The 14,192-nt window shown below is 65.5% G+C and carries 8 protein-coding genes, 2 tRNA genes and 3 rRNA genes; 7 read left to right on the top strand and 6 right to left on the bottom strand.

The features are described from left to right. Positions 1 to 33: 33 nt before the first annotated feature. The 3 genes from rrf to HFP48_RS01790 form a co-directional block, all read right to left on the bottom strand. Positions 34 to 150: ribosomal RNA gene (gene rrf, locus HFP48_RS01800) — 5S ribosomal RNA — on the bottom strand. Positions 151 to 299: 149 nt separating this feature from the next. Beyond that, positions 300 to 3,436, bottom strand: a 23S ribosomal RNA gene (locus HFP48_RS01795). A 296-nt stretch (positions 3,437 to 3,732) separates the two neighbouring features. Then, positions 3,733 to 5,254 (bottom strand): 16S ribosomal RNA (locus HFP48_RS01790). Together the 16S, 23S and 5S rRNA genes form the textbook arrangement of a ribosomal RNA operon. A 699-nt stretch (positions 5,255 to 5,953) precedes the next feature. On the opposite strand from HFP48_RS01790, the gene HFP48_RS01785 reads away from it, so the two are divergent. The 5 genes from HFP48_RS01785 (at position 5,954) to HFP48_RS01765 (ending at position 10,147) form a co-directional block, all read left to right on the top strand. After that, positions 5,954 to 6,229 (top strand): hypothetical protein, encoded by a 276-nt coding sequence (locus tag HFP48_RS01785; protein WP_006932821.1) that lies wholly within the window; start codon positions 5,954 to 5,956, stop codon positions 6,227 to 6,229. Between the two features lie 97 nt (positions 6,230 to 6,326). Beyond that, a complete protein-coding gene (dcm, locus tag HFP48_RS01780; RefSeq protein WP_043796739.1) occupies positions 6,327 to 7,472 on the top strand; it encodes a DNA (cytosine-5-)-methyltransferase in 1,146 nt (381 codons plus the stop codon). Between the two features lie 17 nt (positions 7,473 to 7,489). Beyond that, positions 7,490 to 7,915 (top strand): very short patch repair endonuclease, encoded by a 426-nt coding sequence (locus HFP48_RS01775; RefSeq protein ID WP_006932816.1) that lies wholly within the window; start codon positions 7,490 to 7,492, stop codon positions 7,913 to 7,915. 18 nt (positions 7,916 to 7,933) lie between these two features. Continuing rightward, positions 7,934 to 8,707, top strand: coding sequence for a sulfite exporter TauE/SafE family protein (locus HFP48_RS01770; protein WP_168578925.1), 774 nt, complete (start codon positions 7,934 to 7,936; stop codon positions 8,705 to 8,707). An 87-nt stretch (positions 8,708 to 8,794) separates the two neighbouring features. Beyond that, positions 8,795 to 10,147, top strand: a complete 1,353-nt coding sequence (locus HFP48_RS01765; RefSeq protein ID WP_168578924.1) for an MBL fold metallo-hydrolase — start codon at positions 8,795 to 8,797, stop codon at positions 10,145 to 10,147. A 79-nt stretch (positions 10,148 to 10,226) separates the two neighbouring features. On the opposite strand, the gene HFP48_RS01760 is transcribed toward HFP48_RS01765, so the two are convergent. From HFP48_RS01760 to HFP48_RS01750, 3 genes are all read right to left on the bottom strand, one after another. Continuing rightward, positions 10,227 to 10,299, bottom strand: a tRNA-Arg gene (locus tag HFP48_RS01760). Between the two features lie 75 nt (positions 10,300 to 10,374). Beyond that, positions 10,375 to 10,466 (bottom strand) — tRNA-Ser (locus tag HFP48_RS01755). 76 nt (positions 10,467 to 10,542) lie between these two features. Continuing rightward, positions 10,543 to 11,250, bottom strand: a complete 708-nt coding sequence (locus HFP48_RS01750) for a dienelactone hydrolase family protein (RefSeq protein WP_029547051.1) — start codon at positions 11,248 to 11,250, stop codon at positions 10,543 to 10,545. A 63-nt stretch (positions 11,251 to 11,313) separates the two neighbouring features. On the opposite strand from HFP48_RS01750, the gene hisC reads away from it, so the two are divergent. Both hisC and HFP48_RS01740 read left to right on the top strand, forming a co-directional pair. Continuing rightward, positions 11,314 to 12,399, top strand: a complete 1,086-nt coding sequence (gene hisC / locus HFP48_RS01745; RefSeq protein WP_029547050.1) for a histidinol-phosphate transaminase — start codon at positions 11,314 to 11,316, stop codon at positions 12,397 to 12,399. Positions 12,400 to 12,505: 106 nt separating this feature from the next. Beyond that, positions 12,506 to 14,191: a bifunctional UDP-sugar hydrolase/5'-nucleotidase gene (locus HFP48_RS01740; RefSeq protein WP_168578923.1), complete on the top strand. Its 1,686-nt coding sequence runs from the start codon at positions 12,506 to 12,508 to the stop codon at positions 14,189 to 14,191. Position 14,192: the final 1 nt, after the last annotated feature.

Below are 14,192 nucleotides of genomic sequence, written 5' to 3'. Positions count from 1 at the left end.
CCCAACGATGTTGGGGGGCTTCCGGTAACGGGTGTTCGGCGGTGTCCTACTCTCCCACACCCTGTCGGGTGCAGTACCATCGGCGCTGGAGGGCTTAGCTTCCGGGTTCGGAATGGGACCGGGCGTTTCCCCTCCGCTATGGCCGCCGTAACTCTGTGAAACGACCCACGCACGCTGTTCGCGTGGGTCGGGGGCCGCAGGCCCACCCATTCTTTGGGGGGCAGCGTTTACTCCGACTCCTCGCGCAGCGAGTGTGAGTGTGTTGTTTCAGATACCGCACAGTGGACGCGTAGCTTCTTTGTGGTAAGTCCTCGGCCTATTAGTACCGGTCACCTGCATGCGTTACCGCACTTCCAGTTCCGGCCTATCAACCCGGTGGTCTGCCGGGGGCCTTACCCCCTCGAGGGGGTGAGAAACCTCATCTTGGAACAGGCTTCCCGCTTAGATGCTTTCAGCGGTTATCCCTTCCGAACGTAGCCAACCAGCCGTGCCCCTGGCGGGACAACTGGCACACCAGAGGTTCGTCCGTCCCGGTCCTCTCGTACTAGGGACAGCCTTCCTCAAGTTTCTAACGCGCGCGGCGGATAGAGACCGAACTGTCTCACGACGTTCTAAACCCAGCTCGCGTGCCGCTTTAATGGGCGAACAGCCCAACCCTTGGGACCTACTCCAGCCCCAGGATGCGACGAGCCGACATCGAGGTGCCAAACCATCCCGTCGATATGGACTCTTGGGGAAGATCAGCCTGTTATCCCCGGGGTACCTTTTATCCGTTGAGCGACACCGCTTCCACATGCCGGTGCCGGATCACTAGTCCCGACTTTCGTCCCTGCTCGACCTGTCGGTCTCACAGTCAAGCTCCCTTGTGCACTTGCACTCGACACCTGATTGCCAACCAGGCTGAGGGAACCTTTGGGCGCCTCCGTTACATTTTGGGAGGCAACCGCCCCAGTTAAACTACCCACCAGGCACTGTCCCTGAACCCGATCAGGGTCCGAGGTTAGAGGTCCAATACGATCAGAGTGGTATTTCAACAACGACTCCACCCACACTGGCGTGCGGGCTTCCCAGTCTCCCACCTATCCTACACAAACCGAACCGAACACCAATACCAAGCTGTAGTGAAGGTCCCGGGGTCTTTTCGTCCTGCCGCGCGTAACGAGCATCTTTACTCGTAGTGCAATTTCGCCGAGTCTGTGGTTGAGACAGCAGAGAAGTCGTTACGCCATTCGTGCAGGTCGGAACTTACCCGACAAGGAATTTCGCTACCTTAGGATGGTTATAGTTACCACCGCCGTTTACTGGGGCTTAAATTCTCAGCTTCGCGGAGTGAACTCCGCTGACCGGTCCTCTTAACCTTCCAGCACCGGGCAGGCGTCAGTCCGTATACCTCGTCTTACGACTTCGCACGGACCTGTGTTTTTAGTAAACAGTCGCTTCTCTCTGGTCTCTGCGACCACCCCCGGCTCACGGAGCAAGTCCGGTCACCGGGACTGGTCCCCCTTCTCCCGAAGTTACGGGGGCATTTTGCCGAGTTCCTTAACCACAGTTCTCTCGATCGCCTCGGTATTCTCTACCTGACCACCTGTGTCGGTTTGGGGTACGGGCCGTGTGAAAGCTCGCTAGAGGCTTTTCTCGGCAGCATAGGATCATGGAATTCGCCTCATTCGGCTACGCATCACCTCTCAGGCTGTGTGCGACACGGATTTGCCTGTGTCACGCCCTACGGGCTTACACCGGTACAACCACTGACCGGCCCCACTACCTTCCTGCGTCACCCCATCGCTTGGCTACTACCACCGAAGGTCCCGTGCAGCAGGCTCTCGGCTCCCGAAGGAACTCGATCACCCTTTGGACGGTTAGTACCGATGATTCACCAGGGGCGCGTTCACACGGGTACGGGAATATCAACCCGTTGTCCATCGACTACGCCTGTCGGCCTCGCCTTAGGTCCCGACTCACCCTGGGCGGATTAACCTGGCCCAGGAACCCTTGGTCATTCGGCGGACGAGTTTCTCACTCGTCTTTCGCTACTCATGCCTGCATTCTCACTCGCGCAGCCTCCACACCTGGATCACTCCGGCGCTTCCCCGGCTGCACGACGCTCCCCTACCCACCCGCACCACTGCCGGACGATCCGTGGACCCTCCGGGGTGTTGTGCGAGTGCCGCGGCTTCGGCGGTGTACTTGAGCCCCGCTACATTGTCGGCGCAGAACCACTTGACCAGTGAGCTATTACGCACTCTTTCAAGGGTGGCTGCTTCTAAGCCAACCTCCTGGTTGTCTCAGCGATCCCACATCCTTTTCCACTTAGTACACGCTTAGGGGCCTTAGCCGGCGATCTGGGCTGTTTCCCTCTCGACTACGAAGCTTATCCCCCGCAGTCTCACTGCCGCGCTCTCACTCACCGGCATTCGGAGTTTGGCTGATTTCGGTAAGCTTGTGGGCCCCCTAGACCATCCAGTAGCTCTACCTCCGGTGAGAAACACGCGACGCTGCACCTAAATGCATTTCGGGGAGAACCAGCTATCACGGAGTTTGATTGGCCTTTCACCCCTACCCACAGCTCATCCCCTCAGTTTTCAACCTAAGTGGGTTCGGGCCTCCACGACGTCTTACCGTCGCTTCACCCTGGCCATGGGTAGATCACTCCGCTTCGGGTCTAGAACATGCCACTACAGACGCCCTGTTCGGACTCGCTTTCGCTACGACTACCCCACACGGGTTAACCTCGCGACATGCCACTAACTCGCAGGCTCATTCTTCAAAAGGCACGCCGTCACCCCCAGCAGACCAAACTGCTCGAAGGCTCCGACGGATTGTAAGCGCACGGTTTCAGGTACTATTTCACTCCCCTCCCGGGGTACTTTTCACCTTTCCCTCACGGTACTAGTCCGCTATCGGTCACCAGGGAGTATTCAGGCTTATCGGGTGGTCCCGACGGATTCACAGCAGATTTCACGGGCCCGCTGCTACTCGGGTACCCTCCACGAGAGCCGGCATGTTTTCGTCTACGGGATTCTCACCCTCTACGACAGGCCGTTCCAGACCATTTCGACTAACACACCGGTTTCTTACTCTCGCCCACCATGACAGTGATGGGAAGAAGGGCCCCACGACCCCACGAGTGCAACGCCTGCCAGCTCTCACACACCCGCGGTTTAGCCTCTTCCGTTTTCGCTCGCCACTACTCACGGAATCACATGTTGTTTTCTCTTCCTGTGGGTACTGAGATGTTTCACTTCCCCACGTTCCCTCCACACGCCCTATATATTCAGGCGCGGGTAACACGACATCACTCGTGCTGGGTTTCCCCATTCGGAAATCCTCGGATCACAGCTCGGTTGACAGCTCCCCGAGGCATATCGCAGCCTCCCACGTCCTTCATCGGCTCCTGGTGCCAAGGCATCCACCGTACGCTCATAAACACTTACAACAAAGATGCTCGCGTCCACTGTGCAGTTCTCAAACAACACACAACAACCGGTACCGGAAGAAGAAACAACCCCTTCGTTCCCGATCATCGTCGCTGACAAAACACTCGCGTGTTCTCTCAGGACCCAACAGTGCACCGATATATCACCCACCGGCCGGCCATGTGACCCACCGAGCGTGCATGAAGCTGTCAGCGTTCCACCCATGAGCACCACCGGATTACGTGTGAATCCGAAATGGCTCTGCCTCGCTCCCCCGGCACCTGTGTGCTGGTCCGAGCAAGGAGTTGCTCCTTAGAAAGGAGGTGATCCAGCCGCACCTTCCGGTACGGCTACCTTGTTACGACTTCGTCCCAATCGCCGATCCCACCTTCGACGGCTCCCTCCCACGAGGGGTTAGGCCACCGGCTTCGGGTGTTACCGACTTTCATGACGTGACGGGCGGTGTGTACAAGGCCCGGGAACGTATTCACCGCAGCGTTGCTGATCTGCGATTACTAGCGACTCCGACTTCACGGGGTCGAGTTGCAGACCCCGATCCGAACTGAGACCGGCTTTAAGGGATTCGCTCCACCTCGCGGTATCGCAGCCCTCTGTACCGGCCATTGTAGCATGTGTGAAGCCCTGGACATAAGGGGCATGATGACTTGACGTCGTCCCCACCTTCCTCCGAGTTGACCCCGGCAGTCTCCTGCGAGTCCCCAACCGAATTGCTGGCAACACAGGACAAGGGTTGCGCTCGTTGCGGGACTTAACCCAACATCTCACGACACGAGCTGACGACAGCCATGCACCACCTGTACACCGACCACAAGGGAAACCCCATCTCTGGGGCGGTCCGGTGTATGTCAAACCCAGGTAAGGTTCTTCGCGTTGCATCGAATTAATCCACATGCTCCGCCGCTTGTGCGGGCCCCCGTCAATTCCTTTGAGTTTTAGCCTTGCGGCCGTACTCCCCAGGCGGGGCGCTTAATGCGTTAGCTACGGCACGGATCCCGTGGAAGGAAACCCACACCTAGCGCCCACCGTTTACGGCGTGGACTACCAGGGTATCTAATCCTGTTCGCTACCCACGCTTTCGCTCCTCAGCGTCAGTTACTGCCCAGAGACCCGCCTTCGCCACCGGTGTTCCTCCTGATATCTGCGCATTTCACCGCTACACCAGGAATTCCAGTCTCCCCTGCAGTACTCAAGTCTGCCCGTATCGCCTGCAAGCCCGCAGTTGAGCTGCGGGTTTTCACAGACGACGCGACAAACCGCCTACGAGCTCTTTACGCCCAGTAATTCCGGACAACGCTCGCACCCTACGTATTACCGCGGCTGCTGGCACGTAGTTGGCCGGTGCTTCTTCTGTACCTACCGTCACTCGCGCTTCGTCGGTACTGAAAGAGGTTTACAACCCGAAGGCCGTCATCCCTCACGCGGCGTCGCTGCATCAGGCTTGCGCCCATTGTGCAATATTCCCCACTGCTGCCTCCCGTAGGAGTCTGGGCCGTGTCTCAGTCCCAGTGTGGCCGGTCGCCCTCTCAGGCCGGCTACCCGTCGTCGCCTTGGTGGGCCGTTACCCCACCAACAAGCTGATAGGCCGCGGGCCCATCCTGCACCGGAAAACCTTTCCACCCCGGAACATGCATCCCGAGGTCCTATCCGGTATTAGACCCAGTTTCCCAGGCTTATCCCGAAGTGCAGGGCAGATCACCCACGTGTTACTCACCCGTTCGCCACTAATCCACCCAGCAAGCTGGGCTTCATCGTTCGACTTGCATGTGTTAAGCACGCCGCCAGCGTTCGTCCTGAGCCAGGATCAAACTCTCCGTTGAAGACTCACAATCAAACCCCGAAGGGCCGATCAGTCATAGACATCGAGCCAAATCACCAGCAAAAAACTCAAACCAGCAAAAAACACTGACCACCACAGACGGAAGAATGCGGCAGCCAGCAACGATCATCTCGCGACACCTCATCGGCTTGACACCATGGTCGGCGTCTGATCTGATCGCACCAAACAAAATATTTGGCACTGACATTCATCGGCACACTGTTGAGTTCTCAAAGAACACGCGCACACCATTGCTACGCACTTTTCAGTGCTTCACTCCGGGGCAACCGTTCCAGCCTAACATCGGGGGCTTTCGGAATCAAAATCCGCGGCCGATCCGATCTCAGGAGCGATTGGAAACCCTACCAGAAGGTTTTCAATCGGGTTAATCAGTCGCCTTCGTCCAACCTCGTTGTCCCGGGCCCCTGCGGGCCGGGTCGGTGTCCGTGTCGCTCTGACCTGGAATAAGTTACGTGATCATTCGACCCCGCGCCAAATCGCCAGGTCAGGACGGGTGTTTGCCCGCGAGGACGGCTGTTTCCGCGACGCGGAACCATCCCCTGTGCCACTGCGTCTCACCTTCCGAGGCGTCCGCCTCGTGGCAGTCCCCGCGCGGACCGTAGCCGGCGTGCGCACTGCGTGGCACCGTCGTTGTCGTTCCGCGGCGCGCGTCCCCGATCACGTCAGGCATAGGAGACCCATGAGTGGCTTTCCCGCAGAGATCGTCCCGCCGGGCCGGGCGGACGGACCCGGCTCGGGGTCCCCCGCGGCAGCGACGTGCGCGGCGGCCTGCCAGGACTACCTCGCCGCACTCGACGAGCTCCTCCTCGGGATCGGCGACCGTGAGGCCGGCGACTGTGCGGGTGACGTCGCACCGAGCGTGGCCCGCCGGATCGAGGCCGTGGTCCGGATGAAGGCCGTGTTCGAGTCGATCGCGTCCCCCGAGGCACACGCCTCGCTCTTTCGGCGGACGTGATCATTGCATCTCGCGTCGCGGCACGGGCCGCCCGAATTCTCGAGTAACGTGCTCCGTGAGCAAAGCGAGAAAGGGTGCCGTGACGTCGACCGGGAACATGGTGGGTTTGTTCGCCGGTATCGGCGGACTCGAGCTCGGCCTGGCCGAGCACGGCTGGCGCACCGAACTGCTCTGCGAGATCGACGCCGGAGCCCAGGCCGTGCTCCGCGCCCGCTTCGCCGATGTACCTCTGCACACCGACGTCACCCGCCTCCGTTCCCTGCCCCAGGCAACCGAGGTCGTCACCGCGGGCTTTCCGTGCCAGGACCTGTCGCAGGCCGGCAGGACCGCCGGCATCACCGGCTCCCGGTCGGGCCTCGTCGACGAGGTGTTCCGGTTGGTGCGGCGCAAGCAGGGCCCGCGATGGCTGCTCATCGAGAACGTCCCCTTCATGCTGCAACTCGGACGCGGCGCCGCGATGCGTCACATCACCGATGCGCTCGAGGATCTCGGGTACGCGTGGGCGTACCGGGTCGTCGATGCCCGCGCGTTCGGACTCCCGCAGCGCCGGCAGCGGGTGCTCATGCTCGCCTCGCGCACCGACGACCCCCGGACGGTGTTGTTCGGCGAGGACGCCGGCGCCCCCGCGGAAGGCGATCCCGGCACCCACCCGTGCGGGTTCTACTGGACCGAAGGCGTGCGCGGTCTCGGCTGGGCGGTCAACGCCGTGCCCACGCTCAAGGGCGGCTCCACGGTGGGCATCGCGAGTCCGCCGGCAGTGCGGCTGCCGTCGGGCGAGATCGTCACTCCCGGTCTGATCGACGCCGAACGGCTGCAGGGCTTCGACCCCGACTGGACCGCACCCGCCATCCAGGCGCCCGGTGTGCGGACCGGGCATCGGTGGCGACTCGTCGGCAACGCAGTGAGCGTGCGCATGGCCGCGTGGGTCGGTGGACGGCTCGGGCGGCCGATCGATTACTCACCCGACCACGAGACCCCGCTGCGGCCCGGCGACCCCTGGCCGAGTGCCGCCTGGGGCGCGCGGCGGCGGGCTTTCCGGGTGCACGAGTCGCACTGGCCGGTGCAGGAACCGTACGAGGATCTCGCCGGATTCCTGGAGGACGCGCGCCTGCTGTCGGCGCGGGCCACCGCCGGTTTCCTGCGGCGGGCCCGGTCCGGGAACCTGAGATTCGTGCCCGGCTTCCTCGACGACGTCGAATCCCACCTGGACCGCATGGGCGGCTTCCCCGAGGCCGCGGCCTGAGGACGGAGCGGACCGCCGTGCCCTCCACCGATCCGCAGACCAGCGCCCGGATGAGCCGGCAGCGGCGCAGGGACACCGTCCCCGAGGTGGCCCTGCGCCGGGAGTTGCATCGTCGCGGGGTGCGCTACTTCGTCGATCGTGCTCCCCTGCCGGGGATCCGTCGTCGCGCCGACCTGGTGTTCCCGCGCCGCCGCGTTGCGGTGTATGTCGACGGGTGCTTCTGGCATCGTTGCCCGCAGCACGCCACCGATCCGAAGAACAACGCCGAGTGGTGGGCCGCCAAGCTCGCCGGGAACGTGGCCCGGGACCGGGACACCGACGCGGCGCTCGCCGCGGCCGGATGGACGGCGGTGCGGATCTGGGAGCACGAGGACCCCGCGGAGGCCGCGGATCGGGTGCAGGCCGCATTGTTCGCGGCGGGACCGGGTACTGCCGATTCCTGACCGGCGAAGGAGGAAGCGGTGCAACCGGCGATCGCGCTCGTTCTCGGAGCGGTCATCGGGGTCCTGCTCGGCCTCCTCGGGGGCGGCGGATCCATCCTGGCGGTCCCCGCCCTGGTGTACGGCCTCGGACTCGACTTCCGCCAGGCCATCCCGATCTCGCTGATCGTCGTCGGGGCCGCAGCCCTGTCCGGGGCGATCCCCAAGGCTCGGGCCGGGCAGGTCGACTGGCGGCTGGCCGCGGTGTTCGCCGCGGCCGGCATCCCCGCGACGTTCGCCGGCACGGCTGTGGGCACGCTGCTGCCGCAACCGGTGCTGCTGGTGGGCTTCGCCGTCGTGATGGTGGTCGCGGGGATCCGGATGTTGCGCGAGAGCGCCGACGCCGGGACCGCGTGCAAGACCGGCAACTTCGGCATCGACTGGAAGCGATGCGCGCCGAGGGCGATCCCGGCCGGCCTGGGGGTGGGCTTCTTGACCGGCCTGTTCGGCGTCGGCGGCGGCTTCCTGATCATCCCCGCGCTGGTGATGCTCCTCGGATTGGAGATGGGCGTCGCCGTCGGGACCTCCCTCGTCGTCATCGTCGCCAACTCGGCGGCCGGGCTGATCGCGCATCTCGGGGACGCCGACATCGACTGGTCGATCACGGCGGCTTTCGCCGGGGCCGCGGTCGTCGCGTCGCTTGTCGCCGGTCACCTCGGCACGCGCATGGAAACCGGACGGCTGCGGCGGTGGTTCGCCTATCTCGTCTTCGTCGTGGCCGCGTACGTGCTGGTGGACACACTGTTCCTGCGCTGAGCCGAAACTCTTCCCGCACTCCACGCATTCTTCGTACGCCCCGGGGTATCCGGGGGCATAGTGGAAGTACCGTGGAAAGGCATCGACATGGACGTATCGATCATCGAAACCTCGAGCCTCGGCGATCGCAGCTATCTCGTCACCGAGGCGGACGTCGCCGTCGTCGTGGATCCACAGCGGGACATCGATCGAGTGCTCGCGCTCGCCAACGACCGCGGAGCGCGCATCACCCATGTCCTCGAGACCCACATCCACAACGACTACGTCACCGGTGGGCTGGAACTGTCCCGCGCCGTCGAGGCCGAGTACATCGTTCCAGCCGGCGACGACGTGGACTACGAGCGACGTGCCGTCCACGACGGCAACCTGATCGACGCCGGTCCCATCCGGCTGCGGGTGATGCACACCCCCGGGCACACCCACCACCACGTCAGCTATGTGCTGCTCGACGCGACCGGCGGCACGCACGGGATCTTCACCGGCGGGTCGATGCTGTACGGCTCGACCGGCCGCACCGATCTCGTCGGCCCGCAGTACACCGAGGAACTGACCCACGCACAGTTCCGCTCCGTGCGACGGATCGCCGACGAAGTGCCGGCCGACACTCCGGTGTATCCCACCCACGGCTTCGGCAGCTTCTGCTCGGCGACCCCCACCAGCGGCGACTCGTCCACCGTCGGGCAGCAACGCGACGTCAACCCGGCGCTGACCCGCGACGAGCAGGCCTACGTCGACGAGCTCATCGCCGGACTCAATACCTACCCCGCGTACTACGCCCACATGGGCGTGATCAACAGGGCGGGTCCGTCGCCGCTCGACCTGTCTGCGCCGGAGCCGGTCGACCCGGCCGAGCTGCGCCGGCGCATCGACGCCGGTGAGTGGGTCGTCGATCTGCGCGAGCGCACCGCCTTCGCCGCGGGACACCTGGGCGGCACACTCGGCTTCGAGCTGTCCACCTCCTTCGTCACCTACCTGGGGTGGCTCTACAAGTGGGGTGCGCCACTGACCCTCATCGGCGAGAGCGACGAGCAGATCGCCGACGCCAAGCGCGAACTGGTCCGCATCGGCGTCGACGAACTCGCCGGAGCGGCCGTCGGCGAGATCCACACCCTGGTCAACGGACACGAACTTCGGTCGTACCGCGTCTCGGACTTCGCGGAGCTGACCCGGGAGATCGACAGCGAGCAGGTCCGGGTCCTCGACGTGCGCCAGAAGGACGAGTACGAGGACGGCCACGTGCGCGGAGCGGTCAACATCCCGCTGCACGACCTCGCCGAGCGGCTCGACGAGGTACCCCGCGGGGAGGTGTGGGTGCACTGCGCCTCCGGCTACCGGGCATCCGTCGCCGCGTCCATGATCGACCGGATCGACCGCACCGTCGTCCTCGTCAACGACGACTTCGAGAAGGCGTACGACCAGGGTCTGATCGGCACGTCGTAGGTCCTGCCCCATCGTCGGGGCCGGGGGGCCGCCACGACGCGAGAGCCCCTCACCACAATGGGTGAGGGGCTCTTCGTTGTGCGCCCGAAGGGATTCGAACCCCTAACCTTCTGATCCGTAGTCAGATGCTCTATCCGTTGAGCTACGGGCGCAGTGCGTGTATGCAGTTGTTTCTGGTATGCAGTTGTTTCTCATATTCAGTTGTCGCCGGCGACGCTGCACCGACGTGGCGGAGGCGAGAGGATTTGAACCTCCGGTCCCCCGTAAAGGGGACAACTCATTAGCAGTGAGTCCCATTCGGCCGCTCTGGCACGCCTCCCTGGGGGGTTTCGATTCTCTCGAACCGCCGGGACGAAAGATTACACACGTTCGGACGGCAAACGCAAAACGCCTGGTCAGCGCAGGTGCGCGTCGAACCAGTCGAAGATCCGGCGCCGTGCGTCGATGATCGCCGCCTCGGCCGGGTCGGTGTCCGGATCGGCGGTGTCGTGCTCGACCGGCGGCTCGTCGGGGCGATGCGCCAGGCCGGGGTAACCGATGACCAGGGTCGGTGCGTCGGCCTGTCCGGCAGCCTCGCGCAGCTGCTCGACGTCGCCGGTCGGGGTGGTCGGGTCGTCCTCGCCGTACAGACCGAGCCACGGCGCCTGCAGGTTGCGCACGGCCTCGACGAGTGCGGGAACGTCGGGCCGCAACGGCTGCACGATGCCGTGCGCCGCGACGGTGACCGCGGCACCCACCCGCCGATTGGCGGCGACGATGAGCGCCGCCGTCCCGGCGTCGTCGAACCCGATCACGCCGACCGCGTCCGGGTAGACCCCACTGCGTACCAGCCAGTCCATCGCGGCATCGACGTCGTCGAACAGGTTCTGCCCGAACACCTCGTCGTCCTCGGTGAACTCGCGGTGGAACAGATTCGGAGCCACGACCAGCCAGCCCTCGGCAGCCAGAACCTCCATGAACGCCAGCAGGGCCGGCGGAAACACACGGGATTCGTGCAGCACGACGATGCCACCGCGGATGGCACCCTCCGGCCGAAACACGGTCAGCGGTACCTGCCCCGACCCGTCCGGCAACCGGGCCGCGGCAGTGTGGATTCCCGACATACCGTCCACGATGACACGACCCACCACGACCGTGCACGCAATCGCCGGGCGCATAATCGGCTGGTGACCCCACGGACCCGCCCCGACCTCACCTCGATCCCGTCCTATGTGCCCGGCCGCAGTTTCCCGGGCGCGATCAAGCTCGCCAGCAACGAGACCACCGTCGGTCCCCTGCCCAGCGTGCGCGACGCGATCGCCGAGGCGGCGTACACGGTCCACCGGTATCCGGACAACATGGCGGCCGTGCTCATCGGCGCGCTGGCCGGGCGGCTGGGGGTGAAGCCGGAGAACATCGCCGTGGGCAACGGCTCGGTGAGCCTGTGCCAGGAACTGGTGCTCTCGACCTGCAACGACGGCGACGAGGTCGTGTTCTCCTGGCGGTCGTTCGAGGCGTACCCGGTGGTGACGGCGGTGGCCGGCGCGAAGTCGGTGCCGGTGCCCAACACCCCGGAGCACGGCCACGACCTCGACGCGATGCTCGCCGCGATCACCGACCGCACCCGGGTGGTGTTCGTCTGCAACCCCAACAACCCGACCGGGGCGCTGCTGGGCAGGGCGGAGCTGGAACGGTTCCTCGACGCGGTGCCGCCGCAGGTGCTCGTCGCGCTCGACGAGGCCTACTTCGAATACGCCCGCCCGAAGCCCGGCGAGGAGCAGGCGGACGGGATCGCGCTCGCCGCCGGCCGGCCGAACGTCGTGGTACTGCGGACCTTCTCGAAGGCCTACGGCCTGGCCGGCCTGCGGGTCGGCTATCTCGTCGGCGACCCGTCGGTGATCAAGGTCCTGAACAAGGTGCACACCCCGTTCAGCGTCAGCTCGCTCGCACAGCAGGCGGCCATCGCGTCCCTGGCGGCGGCCGACGAACTGCTCGAGCGCACCGACAGCGTGCTCGCCGAGCGCGACCGGGTGCGGACGGCGCTCGTGGACGCCGGCTATCCCGTGCCGGAGAGCTACGCCAACTTCGTGTGGTTGCCGCTCGGTGACCGGTCGGCGGCGTTCTCCGAGGCGTGCGCGGAGGCCGGTGTGCTGGTGCGCCAGTACGCGGACGACGGGGTGCGGGTGACCATCGGCGATCCGCACGAGAACGACGCGTTCCTCGCATTTGCGACCGGCAAGGGCGTCGAGATCGCGGAAATCTCGAAGCCCTGACCTGCGCAGGAACGCCTACGAGACCCAACCGTTATCGCCGGGTGGCGATCGCGTGACCATCCGTTGGCACACTCGTCCGGTCGGCTACGGAAGTTGGAGTGTGCGGATGGGTTCAGGCGTGGCACGCCGGTGGACCCTGTCCGCGGCCCTGCTGACCGGCGCGCTGTGGACGTCGCTCGCCGTGGCCCCCGCGACCGCGATCCCCCCGGACGCCCTGCCGCTGCGGCTCATCGCCTTCCGCGACCTGCACGGCAGCCTCCTCCCGCCCCAGGGCCCCCGCAGCGAGGTCGTCCGCTCCGACGGCGCATCCGTTCCGGCGGGCGGCGCCGCATATCTCGCCGCCTACGTCCGGCAGCTGCGCTCGCAGGCGGACAACTCGGTGCTCTACTCCGTCGGCGACACCTGGGGCTCGTCCCCGATCGAGTCGGCGATGTTCCACGACGAACCCACCGTCGACCTGCTCAACGGCCTCGACGTGACCGCGGCCGCCCTCGGCAACCACGAGTTCGACAACGGCTACGCCGAGTTGCAGCGCCTGCGCGACGGCGGCTGCCACCCGGAGGGCTGCCGGTACGACGAGGAGTACGCCGGAGCCACCTTCCCGCTGATCGCGGCGAACGTCGCCGACGCCGACGGCAGCCCCGCGGCCCTGCCGTTCACCGTGGACTACGTCGACGGTGTGCCGGTCGGCGTCATCGGCATCGCCCCCCACGACACGCCGCAGGTGGTGCGCGGCGACGACATCGCCGGCCTGCAGTTCACCGACGAGATCACGGCCGTCGACCGCACCGCCGACGCGCTCGATGCCCTCGGCATCCGCTCGATCGTCCTACTCTACAAGGGCGCGTTGACGCCGCCCGCCGGGACCGACCCGTGCGACGCCACCGCCGGGCCCGCGCGCAGCCTCGCCACCCGGGTGTCGCCGAAGGTGGATGTCATCGTCACCGCGGACGGCGACGACAGTTTCAACTGCAGCTACCCCGACCCGGCGGGCAGTCCCCGGACCGTGCTGCAGGGCGCCTCGCACGGGCGCATCATCTCGGTCGCGGACCTGACGATCGACCGGGAGAGCCGCGACGTGCTGCGCGACCGCACCCACGCGTTCAATCAGATCGTGACGCACGACATCGCCCCCGACCCGCGCACGCAGCAGTTCGTGGACCGGGCCGTCGACGAGTCGCGCGACGTCGCCGAACGCGTCGTCGGCCGCATCGCCGCCGACCTGACCCGCGATACCGCGCCCAGCGGCGAGTCGGCCCTCGGCAACCTCGTCGCGGACGCGCAGCTGGCGGCCGCCGAACCCGCCGGGGCGCAGCTCGCGCTCACGAATCCCGGTGGAGTGCGCGCCGACCTGCTGCATTCCGGTGACGGGGTCGTCACCTACGGCGACGCCTACGCAGCCCAGCCGTTCGGGAACCGGCTGCAGGTGCTCGAGCTCACCGGTGCGGAACTGGTCGGGATCCTCGAGCAGCAGTTCCAGCAGGACGGAACCGGCGCGGGCCGCGAACGGATCCTCGCGCCGTCGCACACCCTGCGCTACGTCCTCGACCGGGCCGCGGCGCCCGGCAGCCGGATCCGGGATGTCACGATCGCCGATCGGCCGCTCGATGCGGCCGCGGCCTACCGGGTGGTCGTCAACGGGTTCCTCGCCGAGGGCGGCGACGGATTCACCGGGTTCACACAGGCGCGACGGGCGACGGGGGCGGGTGCCGAGCTCGACGCCCTGAACGACTACCTGGCACAGCACGCGCCCGTCCCGCCGCCGGCCACCGACCGCATCGCGCTGCCCTGAC

Origin of the sequence: Rhodococcus sp. DMU1, from assembly GCF_012272955.1 — a bacterium.
GTDB classification, from domain to species: Bacteria; Actinomycetota; Actinomycetes; order Mycobacteriales; family Mycobacteriaceae; genus Rhodococcus; species Rhodococcus aetherivorans.
This window is presented reverse-complemented; position numbering and strand designations above follow the sequence as displayed.